Below are 15,587 nucleotides of genomic sequence, written 5' to 3'. Positions count from 1 at the left end.
TATTGTATCACTAACTGGAATGGATTAGGGAGGTATGAATAATTCGAATTATTCTTTGTTGAGGTGACTAACTAGCTGTGAAATTGAAATAATATTAAAACTATTTTATGACATCAGGTGTTCTATATATAGATTATGGTTTAACTATTAATACATTTACTACTATGGGAAATTTTTTGTATTTAATCGCAGTTATATTGGTTATCATGTGGGTTATTGGTTTTTTCGGCGGTTTTGTAAGTGGTGGAATTATTCATATACTTTTGGTAATTGCTATTATTGTAGTATTGCTACGCATAATAAGAGGTAATGCTTAATTATTTAAATAAATTTGGGCTATTTTAAAATCTTCAGGAAAAGTTAGTTTAATATTTTTATTACTACTTTCTAACAAGTGAATAGAATAGCCTAATTTTTCTACAACAGAACAATCATCTGTAAATAAGGGACTTTCTTCTTGCTGATAGGCTTTTTTTAATATATCTGCTGGAAATGTTTGTGGTGTTTGGATTTGCCAAACGGTATCTCGATTTATCGATACTGAGGTATTGATGTCTCCAATGCGTATGGAATTCGTACTTTTTACTGCCAATGTCACATTGATACCTTTTTGTGCTTGATTGAAGGATTGCTTTATCAATTCTCGATCCACCAAGGGACGTGCAGCATCATGTATAGCAATGAGGGCTTGCCCAAATATATTTTCCGTAAGGAGATTGTGTAAATACAAAATACTATTTTTCACACTCTGAAAGCGGGTCTCTCCACCTTTTACCAATTCATGTGGTATTTCGAAATTATAGCAAGCACATAACTCGAGCCAATAATCTACCATGTTGGGATGTAAGGCTACCACAATCTTGTCGGTTATTCCGACAAATGCTTCAATGGTATGCATCAATACGGGTCTTTCATTAAGCAACATGTATTGTTTGGGTAGATTTGCATTTAATCTAGATCCTGTTCCTCCTGCTGCTATAATTACTATTTTTTGTGACATATGATTATTTGTACTGTACTAAAAAAGCGTAAATGGTAGAACCATTTACGCTTCAAAAATATTGAAATATATTTTAATATTCTTATATAATCAACATAGCATCTCCATAGCTATAGAAACGGTATTTTTCTTTAACAGCTACTTCGTAGGCATTCATTACATTTTCATATCCTGCAAATGCAGCGATCATCACTAGTAATGTTGATTCTGGGGTATGGAAATTCGTAATCATTGAATTCGCAATACTGAAATCATATGGGGGATAGATAAATTTACTTGTCCAATCTGTAGCGGCTTTCAAATGTCTATCTGCAGAAACAGATGATTCAATTGCACGCATTGAAGTAGTACCTACTGCACAAATACGACGTTTGTTATCAATACCTTTATTTACAATTTTTGCAGCTTCATCAGTAATGATAAATTGCTCTGAATCCATTTTGTGCTTTGTCAAATCCTCTACTTCAACAGTACGGAAAGTACCAAGACCTACGTGTAATGTTACTTCAGCAAAATCAATACCTTTTAACTCTAAACGCTTCATCAATTCTCTAGAGAAGTGAAGTCCTGCTGTAGGTGCTGCAACAGCGCCTTCATTTTTAGCGTATATCGTTTGGTAACGGAACTTGTCTTCTGGAGTAGCTTTACGCGTAATATATTTAGGAAGTGGTGTTTCTCCTAGAATTTCGATGTTGCGACGGAACTCCTCGTCTGTACCTTCAAATAAGAAACGTATTGTACGTCCTCTGGATGTGGTATTGTCTACAACCTCAGCAACTAATAAATCATCATCACCAAAATATAATTTATTACCTACACGGATTTTACGTGCTGGATCTACTAATACATCCCAAAGACGCAATTCTTTGTTTAACTCACGTAATAAGAAAACCTCGATGGTAGCACCAGTTTTTTCCTTATTACCATACATACGTGCAGGGAATACTTTGGTATCGTTTAAGATCATGACATCTTTGTCATCAAAATAATCTAAAACGTCTTTGAAAATTTTATGTTCAATTTTACCTGTATCCTTATGTAATACCATTAAACGAGATTCGTCGCGTTGTTCAGAAGGTTCCGACGCTAATAGAGATTCTGGTAAATTGAATTTAAATTGTGATAATTTCATTTGTAATCAATATTTATGATTTTACACTAACTAGTGAAAGTGCAGTATAAAGCATACAAAAGTAAATAAAATTATTCATAAAACCCCTTTTATGGGGGTATGATTACTGTATTTTACAATATAATGAATAAGATAGCTTCATAATAAATATATGCTTCAAAATAAATAGTATTTAATTTAAGGAATATTGGTGGGAATCATTTTTTTTAATCGTATTTTAAGGGTACTTAAATTATAAACTTAACCAGCGTCTGCTATTTTGATAAATTAGTTATGGGAGAATCTAATAAAGAGTCCAAACAAGAAACGAAAAAAGAAGAATTTGCTACTGATATAATTGCAGATCAATCTTTAGAAAATGATATTCAACACGTTAATAATCCTGTCCTTGACCTACCTGTAATTGAGAAAAAATATCTGCATGCAGCCAATAGCTATTATAAGGATGGTTCTAAATTTATCTTTTCTGATGGCAAAGCCAAAGTAGAGATAAATGTTGTTTCTGATGAAATTATTCGTGTGAGATTGGCTCCCCAAGGGATATTTTTGGATGATTTTTCTTACGCTGTTGTTCCACAGGAACATCCATCGCATGGATTTTCTTGCTCCGAAGATGATAATTTTTATTATGTAAAAACACCAAAGGTGATATGCGCCATTGAGAAGGCTAATTTTTTAGTTTCTTTTCAAGATGTAGAAGGGAAAACACTAAATGCTGATCACGCACCAATGCATTGGGAAGAGAATCTTGATTTTGGTGGTTATTATGTGTATTGTACCAAAAAAGCGTATGAAAAAGAAGTGTTTTTTGGTTGTGGCGATAAAGCGTCCAACTTGAATCTTCGAGGTAGACGCATTACAAATTGGAACTCCGATACGTATTCCTATGCCTTTGATCAGGATCCTCTTTATAAGACCATACCTTTTTATCTTGGCGTCAATGATGGCGATGCTTATGGTATTTTCTTTGACAATACTTTCCGTACGTATTTTGATTTTGCGGCTGAGCATGATGATCAAACGAGTTTTTGGTCTGAGGGGGGAGAGCTACAATATTACTATATACATGGGCCACAATTGCTAGATGTAACCAGACGCTATCATCAATTGACAGGTACCCATTATCTCCCACCTATGTGGGCTATAGGCTATCATCAATGCCGATGGAGTTATTACCCAGAAAACAAAGTTAAAGAAGTAGCTAACGAGTTTAGAAAACGCGAAATACCCTGCGATGCGCTATATCTAGATATTGATTACATGGATGGATATCGATGTTTTACGTGGAATAAGAAATATTTTCCTGATCCCAAGCAAATGATTGCTGACTTATCCGCCAATGGCTTCAAGACTGTAGTCATGATCGATCCAGGAATCAAAGTCGATGAGAATTATTGGGTTTTCCAAGAAGGACACGACAATAATTATTTCTGTAGACGCGGTGATGATTATTTTATGGAAGGCTTTGTGTGGCCAGGGAGGTGTCAATTTCCAGATTATACTAATCCTGAGGTGAGGAAATGGTGGGGAGGTTTATACAAAGGATTGGTCGAGGATGGCGTAGCCGGATTTTGGAATGATATGAATGAACCTGCTGTTTTTGGTAGAGGGAGCTTTCCAAATGATGTAAGACATCAGTATGATGGACATCGTGGCTCGCATCGTAAAGCACACAATATATATGGTATGCAGATGGTAAGGGCCACCTACGAAGGGTTAAAGGAACTGTATAAGAATAAACGGCCTTTTACAATTACTCGTGCTGCTTACGCGGGGACGCAACGTTATTCTTCGGTGTGGACAGGTGATAATATAGCGACATGGGAACATTTGCGTATCGGTACTTTGCAGTTGCAGCGCTTGTCGGTATCAGGGCTATCTTTTTGTGGTACAGATATTGGCGGTTTTACGGGGAATCCTGATGGTGAACTCTATACACGATGGATGCAGTTTGGGGTATTTTCACCGTTTATGCGGGTGCATTCTGCGGGAGATACTGTGGATAGAGAGCCTTGGAGCTTTGGACCAGAATGGGAAGCAATATGTAAGAAATTTATTGAGCTCAGGTATAAATTGTTACCTTATATCTATTCTGTTTTTTGGCAACAGCATAAGTATGGTTTACCTATTTTAAGACCCATTTCTGTATTAGAACAGAAACATTATACAAATCTATTGCGAGAGGAGGAGTTTGCTTTTGGTGATAAAATATTGGTTTCTCCAGTTATACACCCTGGTCAGCAATCTAAGGTAGTGTATCTTCCTGAAGGCGATTGGTATTATTATTTTAATAATCAAAAGTTTGTCGGTGGACAAGAGATAAATATAGCAACTCCATTGCATGAAATGCCAATTTTTATAAAGGGCGGTACGATTTTGCCAGAGTTTCCTATTATGCAATATACGGGAGAAAAGAAAATCGATAAACTAAAAATAGTCGTTTATTATGCAGCAGCAGAAGAGCATAGTTATGGCTATACAGATCATGGGGAAACTTTTGCCTATGAGCAAAATATATACTTAGAAAAGCATTTTATTCAACATGCTAATGAGAATTCTTTGAGCGTACTTCAGCATAGAGAAGGATTGTATCGCGAGCGATATGATGATTATAAGATCTATTTTGTAGGTATTCCTTTCGAATGGTCTACAGTTTTGGTAGATGGGGTTCAGCTCTCTATTGAAATTGATGATAACGGAGAGAAATACGTAGTTGTCGATAATGATTTCAAAAAACTAACCTTAGAATAATCCTAATATGAACAATCCTGTTGAAGTATTCTCCTTACTTACTGAATTTGATATTAATTTATTTTGTGCAGGAAAGCATTTTAAGCTTTATGAAAAGTTAGGTGCCCAAACTGTTTATATAGATGGAAAACAGGGTGTTTATTTTGCGATATGGGCACCCAATGCACAAGGGGTGTCTGTAATAGGGAATTTTAATGGATGGAACCCCAATAGTCATCAGCTATTCGTTCGTTGGGATGAGAGTGGTATTTGGGAAGGTGTAATCTTTGGAATTGGCTTAGGTGAAGTTTATAAATATAGTATTCTAACCAAAAGCAATGAACGATTAGAGAAAGCAGATCCATTTTCTTTAGCGATGGAATTAGCACCCGGTACAGCTTCTGTCGTGAGTACCAATTGGTACCAATGGAACGATGAAAAGTGGATGCGTCAACGCAAAGAATCAAATCGATTAGATCGACCTATATCTGTTTACGAATTGCATTTAGGTTCTTGGATTAGGGATCCTAATACACCTGATAGACAATTGTCTTATCGAGAGATAGCCGATAGTTTGATTGGTTATGTAAAAGATATGGGTTTTACGCATGTAGAGTTTATGCCCCTCATGGAGCATCCCTATTATCCTTCTTGGGGCTACCAGATTACGGGGTATTTTGCCGCAAGTTCACGTTATGGGTCACCGCAAGACTTGATGTTTCTGATCGAATCATTGCATAAAAATAATATCGCTGTTATATTAGATTGGGTTCCTTCTCATTTTCCGGGTGATGCCAATGGATTATATCGATTTGACGGTACGGCTTTATTTGAACATGAAGACCCTCGAAAAGGATTTCATCCCGATTGGAAATCTTACATCTTCAATTATGGTAGAAATGAAGTACGTTCATTTTTGATAAGTAATGCTTTATTTTGGTTAGATAGGTACCATATTGACGGTTTACGGGTAGATGCAGTTGCTTCTATGCTATATTTAGATTATTCGCGCCAGGATGGTGAATGGATAGCTAATGAGTTTGGTGGTCGTGAAAATTTAGAAGCTGTTCATTTTATTAAGGAGTTTAATGAAGCAGTGAACGCTAATTTTCCAGATGTATTGACGATAGCCGAAGAATCAACATCATGGCCACAAGTCAGTAAACCAATCCAAGAAGGTGGCTTAGGTTTTGACATGAAATGGATGATGGGATGGATGCATGATACCCTTAATTATTTTAAAGAAGATCCTATAAATCGAAAATATCATCACGATAAAATGACATTTTCAACTGTATATGCTTTTAGTGAACATTTTATGCTGCCACTATCGCACGATGAAGTTGTGCATGGCAAACAATCATTAATAAATAAAATGCCAGGCGACGAATGGCAAAAGTTTGCTAATCTGCGTACCCTGTATTTATACATGTTTACATTTTCTGGCGCTAAGCTTTTGTTTATGGGGGCTGAATTTGGACAAAATTCCGAATGGAATGAAAATCGTTCACTAGATTGGCATTTACTATATGAAGCACCGCATAAGAAATTGCATCATTATGTCAAGAAGCTGAATCAAATCTATAGAAGTGAACCCGCATTATACGAGAAAGCATTCTCTGTACACGGTTTTGAATGGTTAGAAGCTGGAGATAGTGATAATGGCGTGGTAGCTTATATCCGTAGAGGGCATGATGCAGCTAATGATCTTGTTATCGTGCTAAATATGACACCTTTAATTCGTTATAATTATAGATTAGGGATGCCTTACTCCGGCAATTGGGAGGTAGTTTTTAATTCTGATGATATATCATTTTACGGGTCGGGTGTTGTTTTCTCGAATATAAAAACGCAAGAAATTCCTTGGATGAATCAGGAGAATTCTATAGAAATTGATTTACCTCCATTAGCTGGAGTAATTTTAAAACTAACGAAATAAAATATAATTATTGTATATGAAGGTAATTCATTTGAGTGTAGAATGTTTTCCTATAGCTAAAGTTGGAGGATTGGCAGATGTGGTAGGTGCCTTACCAAAATACCAACGAAAATTAGGTATTGATGCTTCTGTTGTGATGCCTTATTATAATAGACCATTTGTTACCGAAAATGCTTTGTTGAACATATATGAAGGCTCTTTTTCTCAAGGGGACGAGATATTGGCATATACCGTGTGGAAGGAGCAATATGATACACTGGGTTTTCCAGTCTATCTTATTTATATCGAAGGTAAGTTGGATCGTCCAGAGGTGTATTGTTATCCCGATGAGGCGGAGCAATGGATTGCTTTTCAGCATGCTTTTTTGGATTGGATAGTAAATACTGATAATAAGCCAGATCTTATCAATTGTCATGATCATCATGTAGGCCTAGTTCCTTTTTTGATTAAATATGCCTATTCTTTTCAATCCTTAGCGGGAATAAAAACGGTGTTCACGGTTCATAATGGGCAATATCAAGGATGGCTTAGCTGGGATAAGGCGCATTTGCTACCATCTTTTGATGGTTACCACGGGGGGCTGTTAGATTGGGATGGTGTCATCAATCCGATGGCAACAGCATTAAAATGTTGTGATCGTTATACGACAGTTTCAGAAGGATATTTGGAAGAGCTATTTGTTGAAGCCAATGGTTTACAAGATTTATTTAAGCATGAACGTGCAAAAGCAATAGGTATCGTAAATGGTATTGATGTTGAATTTTGGGACCCTGCTATCGATCAATTATTACCGCTAAACTACACAAGTACTACTGTGAAAAAAGGTAAAGAACAGAATAAGAAAATATTTTGTGAGAAAGTAGGTTTACCTTTTGATATCCCTCTTTTGAGTTATATAGGCAGATTTGCATTTGAAAAAGGAGCCGATTTATTGCCTGAATTGATACGAGAAATGTATTCTTTAAATGAAAATAAAATCGCTATATTTATTTTGGGTTCAGGCGATGATATTATTCAAGGTGAGATCGCTAATATCATACAATTATATCCTAATCAAGTCAGTGTTTTCTTTGGTTATAACGAAAGTCTAGCACATGAAGTATATGCTGCTTCGGATATGTTGATTATGCCTTCGCGTGTGGAGCCCTGTGGACTCAATCAATTGTATGCTCTTCAGTATGGTACTATTCCGATTGTACGTAATATCGGGGGACTTAAAGATACTGTAATCGATATTGATCATGATAATGGTTATGGTTTTGTATTTGAAGAATTAGATATAAAAAATATATCCTTGACTATAAATCGTGCAATTTCTGTTTTTAATATTCCTAAATCCTTGGAAAGTATCCGTGGAAAGGCTATGAAATTGGATTTTTCGTGGGATAAATCCGCTAAAAAATATGTAGCATTATATAATCAGTTACTTAAATAATTATGGGGCATAAAGTAGTTTCTATTGTATTAGGGGGAGGTCGCGGTACGCGCCTATATCCTCTGACAGACCAACGCTCAAAACCAGCCGTTCCTATCGCTGGCAAATATCGTTTAGTAGATATTCCGATATCTAATTGCCTAAATTCGGGCTATAATAAGATCTTTGTGTTAACACAATTTAACTCCGCTTCTCTCAATAAACACATCAAAAATTCCTTTAATTTTAGTGTGTTTAGTAGTGGTTTTGTCGATATTCTCGCTGCTGAGCAAACGAATGATGGAGATCGTTGGTTTCAAGGTACAGCAGATGCGGTACGTCGAACACATAAAAACCTATATAATGTAGATTATGATTATGTATTGATCCTTTCTGGAGATCAATTATATCAAATGGATTATTCTAAATTAGTGGATTTTCATGTTCAAAATGGCGGTGAAATTACGATTGCTACGATTCCTGTTACCGCAAAAGAAGCCACTGGTTTTGGTATTTTGAAATCCAATGAAAACAATGAAATTACCTCTTTTATAGAGAAACCCAATCGTGATTTATTGAAGGATTGGACCTCCGAAGTTTCTGAAGATTTGGCTGCCAAAGGACGTAAGTATCTTGCTTCTATGGGGATTTATGTTTTTTCTAAAGGGGTGATGCGCCGTTTGTTAGAAGAAAATACCGGGATGGATTTTGGCAAGGAGATTATACCTGAAGCTATTGGGCATAATAAAGTTTTAAGCTACCAATTTGATAGTTATTGGACTGATATTGGTACGATTTCTTCTTTCTTTGAAGCTAATATTGACTTGACGGATGACCTTCCTTCTTTTAACCTATTTGGTGAAGCAATCTATACACGTGCACGTATGTTGCCGCCGTCCAAAGTGTCTGGTACAACACTCAATAATACAGTGGTAGCAGATGGTTGTATATTAATGGGGGATAAGATCGAAAGATCGGTAATAGGTATTCGTTCTCGCATAGGAAAAGGTACGGTGATGAAGATGACTTACATGATGGGGGCAGATTATTATGAGGATCTGAGCGATGTAGTAGAATTAGGAAATACACAGACGCCACCACCAATTGGAGTAGGGGAAAGATGTTATATTGAAATGGCTATTTTAGATAAAAATTGCCGTATTGGAAATAATGTGCGTATTACAGGAGGGAAGCACCTTAAAGATGGTGATTTCGATAACTATACCGTTTGTGACGGGATTGTTGTAATTAAGAAAAATGCGATTATTCCAAATGGAACTACCATTGGGTTTTAGTACATAAAAAAAGGGACTTTCCTGAAAAAGTCCCTTTTTAATATAGCAATACTACGGTTATTTTAAGTTTCCTAAAGCTTCTTTCATTCTACGTAATGCTTCTACAAGCACTTCGTCAGCAGCAGCGTATGATAAGCGGATATAATTATCATTACCAAAAGAATCTCCTCCTACAGTAGCAATATGGCCATGATTTAATAAATATAAAGCCAAATCTGCTGATCCTTTAATTACATTTCCATCAGGATCTTGCTTGCCAAAGAATGCACTTACTTCTGGGAAGAAGTAAAAAGCACCCTCCGGTAAATTTGTTTTTATGCCAGGGATTTCATTTAATAAATTATAAACCAATTGACGACGACGAAGGAAAGCTTCTTTCATCTTCATTACGCTCGCTAACCCATCATTATATGCTGTAATACCTGCACGTTGTGCTATAGAACATGTACCCGATGTAGTTTGTCCTTGTAATTTATCATTTGCAGCAGCAATTTCTTTGTTTGCAGCAATATAGCCCAAACGCCATCCTGTCATTGCATATGCTTTTGAGAAACCATTTACGATGATTACGCGGTCTTTAATGCTGTCAAATTGCGCGATAGATTCATGATTGTCTACAAAGTTGATGTGCTCGTATATCTCATCTGATAAGATAAAGATATTAGGGTATTTTTCAAATACCTCAACTAATGCAGCTAACTCTTCTTTGCTGTATACCGAACCTGTAGGATTACAAGGCGAAGAGAACATGAATAATTTAGTGTTTGGCGTGATTGCGGCCTCTAATTGCGCTGGCGTAATTTTGAAATCACTTTCAATATCGGTATTTATAAATACGGATTTACCTTCCGCCAAAGTAACCATTTCTGAATAAGAAACCCAGTATGGAGTAGGGATGATTACCTCTTCTCCTGGATTAATCAACGTTAGTATTACATTCGAAAGAGATTGCTTTGCACCTGTTGATACAACGATTTGCGAAATATCGTAATCTAAATTGTTTTCTGTCTTTAGTTTATTAACAATCGCTTGACGTAAATCAGGGTAGCCAGGTACTGGAGAATATCTAGTGTAATTTTCATCTAAAGCTTTTTTAGCAGCTTCTTTAACATTGTCTGGTGTATTGAAATCTGGTTCACCTACACTCAAACTAATAACATTAATGCCTTTGGCAGCTAATTCACGACCCAATTTGGTCATTTTTAATGTAGCCGATTCTGAAAGGCTGTTGATTCTATCTGATAAATATGATGTTGTGCTCATGGTGATACAAATATATTATATAATCTTCAATTTTTCAGCTAATTTTTGTTGATATTATAATCAAAATAGTAGTGCATTTATCGATTTAATAAATACTAAAGCAATATAAGTTATTCTTAATAATAATTTATATTTGTTCTATATGAAATTTGATAGCTTTATTCTCTTTTTACTACTAAGTATTGTTTTAGCTTACCTGTTCCCTCAATTAGCAGTTTATCATAATGGGGATATTTTAGGGTATATTACGACAATAGGCGTATCCTTAATTTTCTTTTTTTATGGACTTAAATTGTCTATTCATGATATTAAAACTGGGTTAAGTAATTGGAAATTACATGTTCTAGTACAAGCTACTACTTTTCTATTGTTTCCTATTGTTATCTTGCTATTTTATCCTTTAATAGAGACAGTTTCACAGCATAATTTTTGGATATCATTTTTCTTTTTAGCGGCATTACCATCTACTGTTTCATCATCTGTTGTGATGGTGTCTATTGCTAAGGGAAATATTCCCGCTGCAATTTTTAACGCTAGTATTTCAGGATTAATAGGGGTTATAATTACGCCTTTATGGATGTCCTTATTTTTAGATTTTCAAACGGAGAATGTGTTCGTAGATGTTTATTGGGGATTAATTAAAGAGATTATAATACCAGTAGCTTTAGGGTTATTTTTACAACGATATTTAGGGCATTGGGCCTCCAAGTATAGTAAAAAGCTATCTCAATTTGATAAGACAGTAATACTTTTTATTGTTTATGGTAGTTTTGCAGAATCTTTTGTGAGTGGTGTTTTTGATAAAATCAGTAATCTATATTTATTATATGTATTTATAGCTGTAAGCCTATTATTTGTTTTGGTCTATACGATTGTATTTTTTCTATCTAAGCATGTATTTAAATTCTCACAAACTGACCAAATTACAGCTTTATTCTGTGGCTCTAAAAAGTCATTAACCCACGGCTCTGTGTTTGGAAAATTTCTATTCGTTAACAATCCAAATGCAGGATTGTACTTTTTGCCACTTATGATTTTTCATGCTTTACAGATTTTTATAGTCACCATTATAGCACAATCATATCACAATAAGCGCAAATAGCATATTACTGTAGTACAGCTTTTTATTACAATACTATCTTATTTTTCATCTTCTAATTCGCTCTTATATAATTTTTTATGGTTGTCAATATCCTTGTCTAGCTCTGGATATTGTATATCTTTATATTTTTCTAATTCTTCAAGTATTATTTTGGCAACGAGATATCGGCAGATGTCTTTATCATCCGAAGGGATTAAATACCAAGGAGATTTTTTTGTTGATGTATGCTGTATAGCATCTTCGTAGTATTCCATATATTTATCCCATAGCTTTCTTTCTGTCAAGTCGGTAGGGGAAAATTTCCAGTTGTGTTCATCTTTTTCTAACCTTCTTAATAGTCTTTTTTTTTGCTCCCCTTTACTTAGGTTTAAGTAGAATTTTAAGACTATAGTACCGTTCTCTATAAGGTGGTTTTCAAAGTTTTTTATTTGTTTGTATCTTTTCTTCCAAAAATCCTTAGGAATATCTTTTACAGAATTAATTCCCGGTAGGTTTTCTTTAAGAAGATATTCAGGATGTACTCTCGTCACAAGGACATTTTCATAATGTGTACGGTTGAACACCGTAAATTTCCCTCTTTCGGGCAAACTAATGTAATGGCGCCATAGGTAATCGTGCTCTAGTTCTAAAGAGGATGGTGTTTTGTAACTACTCACATTAACACCTCTAGCATTAAAATCCTTGAACACCTCGCGCACCAAAGAATCTTTACCAGCGGTATCCATTCCTTGTAAACATATCAATACCGCATATTTATTATGTGCATACATGATGTCTTGTATTTTTGCTATTCTCTTTCTTACATTCTTGAGCTCTTCCTTTGCATCCTTTGTATCTATTTTATCAAGATAACTTGGGAAATCCTCTATTTTACACTTACTGTTAGCTTTTAATTTCTGTTGATATTTTAGCATTGGTCTAATGTATTATGTCACGTAATATAATTGCTCTCTTTTATAGAACCCTTATGATGAATGGATTGTTTTAGCATATGAAACTTTATTTTATACTTATATTTTGTTGCCAATTTTTAGATAATATTTAAATTATCACTGTTATTGATGATATATTGAATTATCACTGATATTGATGATATATTGAATTATCACTGATATTGATGATATTTGGAATTATCACTGATATTGATGATATTTGAGATTATCACTGCTATTGATGATAATTTTAAATAAAGATGATGCATGTAATAATAATAGGAGATCTTGTTAACTCACGAAGTTTACATAGTAGCACTTGGCTAAATGTTTTAGAAGAAGCATTAACTAAATATTCCAAAAAATTTGATATTTTTAGGGGAGATAGTTTTCAAGCAGAATTACAACTTGAAAATTGTCTCGATGCTATTTATTATATTAAATCGCGTATTAAGTCCTTAGAGAATTTGGATGTTAGAATTGGTCTTGGTATAGGAGGTATTGATTATGTCGATAATTATATAAAGAATTCTACAGGCGAAGCATTTATTTATTCTGGTGAAGCATTTGATCATCTTAATAAGGATTTATTTGCTGCAAAATCTGCTTTCCCCGAATGGGATAATGTGACCAATACAATGATGTCATTAGCGATGGAATTGGCCAATAAGTGGACCGTCAATATGGCGGAAACGGTGGCTGTGGCTATTGAATATCCAAACTACAACCAAAAAGAGCTTGCTAAAATATTGAAACGAAAATACCAAAGTCAAATTAGCACGGAATTAGGGAAAGCGAATTGGTGGAAAATAAAAAAGGCTATTGATTACTGTCAAATTGAATTGATGAAAATATGTTAATGCTATTTTTGAAATTGCTCCTAGCTCATATATTGGGTGATTTTGTATTGCAATCCAATTTTTTAGTAGAGAAGCGAAAGCATAATGTAATGTATCTATTCCTCCATGTAATAATACATGCTGCGGTATTGTGCTTGATATTTGTTGATCAGTTGCCACAATATTATATTTTATTATCATTTATTGTTGTATCTCATTTAGCAATAGATAGTCTTAAAATATGGGTTGAAAAAAAATGGAATTGTAACCAAGCGGTTTTATTTGTAGTTGATCAATTTTTACATATTACTATTTTAGTAGCTATTGTTTTTGCTAAATACGGAATACCTTACGATCTGCTACAGCAATTATTAACTGTAAAAAGTTTATTGTATCTAATTGCTTTCTTATTGACAGCAGTAGTGAGTCCCGTATTTTTGAAAGTCGTTTTCAGTAAATGGAATCAACAGAATGAATTTGCTTTAAAAAAGAGTGAAACCCTAGGAAATGCAGGATTGTGGATAGGCGTGATGGAGCGCTTGATTATTGTGCTTTTTATTCAAGTTGGTTTTTTGTCAGGAATAGGTTTCTTATTGGCGGCTAAATCTATTTTTAGATTTGGGGATTTGACAAAGGCAAAAGATACTAAATTTACAGAATATATATTGGTGGGCACTTTAGCTAGTTTTTTGATCGCTATTACCATTGGTTATATGCTTCGATTAGGACTTAAACTTACTTAACTATACCTAGATTATGAAAAGAATATTATTCATTATTAGCATTTTTCTTTATGTGTGTGAAAGTGCTGCTATTGCTCAAGAGCAGCTACAAAATGAGATTCAACAAATTGCAGACAAATACAAAGCTATTGGCGTCGCCTATGCTGTCGTTAAGGATAATAAAATCGTGTATGATGGAGCTGTAGGCTATCAAAATGTAGCTGCTGGTATTCCTTTAGATGCTGAAAAATCCCTTTTTAGAATAGCTTCTATTTCTAAATCTTTTACGGCAACAGCGATCATGCAATTGGTAGAGCAAGGGAAAATTAGCCTTGACGATGATTTTGGTGATTTAATAGGTTTTCCTATACGTAATCCCCTTTATCCAGATAAAGTGATTACCCTACGAATGGTATTGTCGCATACTTCTAGTATCAATGATTCTAATGGTTACTTTGATCTTGCAGTAATAAATCCATCTACTAATAACAATTGGAAAAATAGCTATTCAAAGAATGAACCCGGGAGTACATATGATTATTGTAATTTAAATTTTAATATGACTGGAGCTGTTTTAGAGCGATTGACAGGACAGCGTTTTGATGGATATATCAAAGACCAAATACTATCTCCAATAGGGATTTATGGCGGATATTGCGTAGATTCTTTGGATAATAATAGATTTGCACAATTATATGCTTATGAGAATAATACCTTCGAGATTCAGCCATCGGCTTATAATCCTAGATCAGAAGAAATAAAAAATTATCAGCTAGGAAGATCAACTCCAGTTTTTTCGCCAACAGGAGGAATGAAGATATCTGCTGTTGATTTGGCTAAATATATGCAAATGCATATGAATTACGGAAAAAGTGATAAACATAGAATTATCTCCAAAGAATCAGCACTAACTATGCAAACGAAAATTTCCGATAAAGAAGGATATGGCCTAGGATTGCGTCAGGTAACTGATTTCATTCCCGGAATAGTGATGGTGGGACATACGGGGTCGGCATACGGATTGTACAGTACTATGTTTTTCTCCCCTGCAGATAAATACGGTATTGTGGTGATTACAAACGGCTGTATACCCACATATACAGATGGCAAAGTGGACCTTCTAAGAGAAATTGCTAATCTCCTTTATAGCCGTATTATTCAACAGTAATATTCCTACTACGTATTGTAAATCGCTTATTTAGGTAATCGTTAATTAATG

13 protein-coding genes are annotated in these 15,587 nt (G+C 34.8%); 9 read left to right on the top strand and 4 right to left on the bottom strand.

Going from position 1 to position 15,587, the window contains the following annotated elements:
* Positions 1–164: 164 nt before the first annotated feature.
* Positions 165–317: a lmo0937 family membrane protein gene (locus tag IP023_RS00170; RefSeq protein WP_241788737.1), complete on the top strand. Its 153-nt coding sequence runs from the start codon at positions 165–167 to the stop codon at positions 315–317.
* Here IP023_RS00170 and IP023_RS00165 read toward each other — a convergent pair.
* Positions 314–1,000 carry an IspD/TarI family cytidylyltransferase gene (locus IP023_RS00165; protein ID WP_241788222.1) on the bottom strand — a complete coding sequence of 229 codons (687 nt, stop codon included), beginning with the start codon at positions 998–1,000 and terminating at the stop codon, positions 314–316. The two genes, IP023_RS00170 and IP023_RS00165, sit on opposite strands and share 4 nt — an antisense overlap.
* Positions 1,001–1,082: 82 nt before the next feature.
* Positions 1,083–2,132, bottom strand: coding sequence for a tRNA preQ1(34) S-adenosylmethionine ribosyltransferase-isomerase QueA (queA, locus tag IP023_RS00160; RefSeq protein WP_241788221.1), 1,050 nt, complete (start codon positions 2,130–2,132; stop codon positions 1,083–1,085).
* Positions 2,133–2,405: 273 nt separating this feature from the next.
* On the opposite strand from queA, the gene IP023_RS00155 reads away from it, so the two are divergent.
* The 4 genes from IP023_RS00155 to IP023_RS00140 are packed head-to-tail and all read left to right on the top strand — an operon-like array spanning position 2,406 to position 9,510.
* Entirely contained in the window at positions 2,406–4,883 is a 2,478-nt protein-coding gene (locus IP023_RS00155) for a glycoside hydrolase family 31 protein (protein ID WP_241788220.1), read from the top strand.
* Between the two features lie 7 nt (positions 4,884–4,890).
* Complete coding sequence (glgB, locus tag IP023_RS00150) at positions 4,891–6,801, top strand: 1,4-alpha-glucan branching protein GlgB (protein ID WP_241788219.1); 1,911 nt, start codon at positions 4,891–4,893, stop codon at positions 6,799–6,801.
* 16 nt (positions 6,802–6,817) lie between these two features.
* Positions 6,818–8,236 (top strand): glycogen synthase, encoded by a 1,419-nt coding sequence (locus IP023_RS00145; protein WP_241788218.1) that lies wholly within the window; start codon positions 6,818–6,820, stop codon positions 8,234–8,236.
* Between the two features lie 2 nt (positions 8,237–8,238).
* Positions 8,239–9,510, top strand: a complete 1,272-nt coding sequence (locus IP023_RS00140; protein WP_241788217.1) for a glucose-1-phosphate adenylyltransferase — start codon at positions 8,239–8,241, stop codon at positions 9,508–9,510.
* A gap of 57 nt (positions 9,511–9,567) precedes the next feature.
* Here the strand turns inward: IP023_RS00140 and IP023_RS00135 are convergent, their stop codons facing one another.
* Positions 9,568–10,773, bottom strand: a complete 1,206-nt coding sequence (locus IP023_RS00135) for a pyridoxal phosphate-dependent aminotransferase (protein ID WP_241788216.1) — start codon at positions 10,771–10,773, stop codon at positions 9,568–9,570.
* A 142-nt stretch (positions 10,774–10,915) separates the two neighbouring features.
* Here IP023_RS00135 and IP023_RS00130 point away from each other — a divergent pair, with 142 nt between their 5' ends.
* Complete coding sequence (locus IP023_RS00130; protein WP_241788215.1) at positions 10,916–11,875, top strand: bile acid:sodium symporter family protein; 960 nt, start codon at positions 10,916–10,918, stop codon at positions 11,873–11,875.
* 38 nt (positions 11,876–11,913) lie between these two features.
* Here the strand turns inward: IP023_RS00130 and IP023_RS00125 are convergent, their stop codons facing one another.
* Positions 11,914–12,789 carry a PPK2 family polyphosphate kinase gene (locus IP023_RS00125; protein WP_241788214.1) on the bottom strand — a complete coding sequence of 292 codons (876 nt, stop codon included), beginning with the start codon at positions 12,787–12,789 and terminating at the stop codon, positions 11,914–11,916.
* 278 nt (positions 12,790–13,067) lie between these two features.
* Between IP023_RS00125 and IP023_RS00120 the strand changes: the two genes are divergently transcribed.
* From IP023_RS00120 to IP023_RS00110, 3 genes are read left to right on the top strand one after another with little or no spacing between them, the layout of a single operon-like run.
* Complete coding sequence (locus tag IP023_RS00120) at positions 13,068–13,667, top strand: SatD family protein (RefSeq protein WP_241788213.1); 600 nt, start codon at positions 13,068–13,070, stop codon at positions 13,665–13,667.
* Positions 13,661–14,389, top strand: a complete 729-nt coding sequence (locus IP023_RS00115) for a DUF3307 domain-containing protein (RefSeq protein WP_241788212.1) — start codon at positions 13,661–13,663, stop codon at positions 14,387–14,389. Before IP023_RS00120 ends, IP023_RS00115 begins: the two co-directional genes overlap by 7 nt.
* Positions 14,390–14,402: 13 nt before the next feature.
* Positions 14,403–15,536 (top strand): serine hydrolase domain-containing protein, encoded by a 1,134-nt coding sequence (locus IP023_RS00110; RefSeq protein WP_241788211.1) that lies wholly within the window; start codon positions 14,403–14,405, stop codon positions 15,534–15,536.
* Positions 15,537–15,587 lie beyond the last annotated feature (51 nt).

It is taken from the genome of Sphingobacterium rhinopitheci (genome assembly GCF_022627575.1).
GTDB classification, from domain to species: Bacteria; Bacteroidota; Bacteroidia; order Sphingobacteriales; family Sphingobacteriaceae; genus Sphingobacterium; species Sphingobacterium rhinopitheci.
The sequence above is the reverse complement of the archived record's forward strand: the minus strand, read 5'-3'. Positions and strand labels throughout refer to the sequence as shown.

Excerpts from the sequence above, each read along its gene's own strand:
- IP023_RS00140 (WP_241788217.1), top strand. The coding sequence starts at position 8,239 with ATGGGGCATAAAGTAGTTTCTATTGTATTAGGGGGAGGTCGCGGTACG.
- IP023_RS00130 (WP_241788215.1), top strand. The coding sequence starts at position 10,916 with ATGAAATTTGATAGCTTTATTCTCTTTTTACTACTAAGTATTGTTTTA.
- IP023_RS00110 (WP_241788211.1), top strand. The coding sequence starts at position 14,403 with ATGAAAAGAATATTATTCATTATTAGCATTTTTCTTTATGTGTGTGAA.
- glgB (WP_241788219.1), top strand. The coding sequence starts at position 4,891 with ATGAACAATCCTGTTGAAGTATTCTCCTTACTTACTGAATTTGATATT.
- IP023_RS00170 (WP_241788737.1), top strand. The coding sequence starts at position 165 with ATGGGAAATTTTTTGTATTTAATCGCAGTTATATTGGTTATCATGTGG.
- IP023_RS00165 (WP_241788222.1), bottom strand. The coding sequence starts at position 1,000 with ATGTCACAAAAAATAGTAATTATAGCAGCAGGAGGAACAGGATCTAGA.
- IP023_RS00125 (WP_241788214.1), bottom strand. The coding sequence starts at position 12,789 with ATGCTAAAATATCAACAGAAATTAAAAGCTAACAGTAAGTGTAAAATA.
- IP023_RS00135 (WP_241788216.1), bottom strand. The coding sequence starts at position 10,773 with ATGAGCACAACATCATATTTATCAGATAGAATCAACAGCCTTTCAGAA.
- queA (WP_241788221.1), bottom strand. The coding sequence starts at position 2,132 with ATGAAATTATCACAATTTAAATTCAATTTACCAGAATCTCTATTAGCG.
- IP023_RS00155 (WP_241788220.1), top strand. The coding sequence starts at position 2,406 with ATGGGAGAATCTAATAAAGAGTCCAAACAAGAAACGAAAAAAGAAGAA.
- IP023_RS00120 (WP_241788213.1), top strand. The coding sequence starts at position 13,068 with ATGATGCATGTAATAATAATAGGAGATCTTGTTAACTCACGAAGTTTA.
- IP023_RS00145 (WP_241788218.1), top strand. The coding sequence starts at position 6,818 with ATGAAGGTAATTCATTTGAGTGTAGAATGTTTTCCTATAGCTAAAGTT.
- IP023_RS00115 (WP_241788212.1), top strand. The coding sequence starts at position 13,661 with ATGTTAATGCTATTTTTGAAATTGCTCCTAGCTCATATATTGGGTGAT.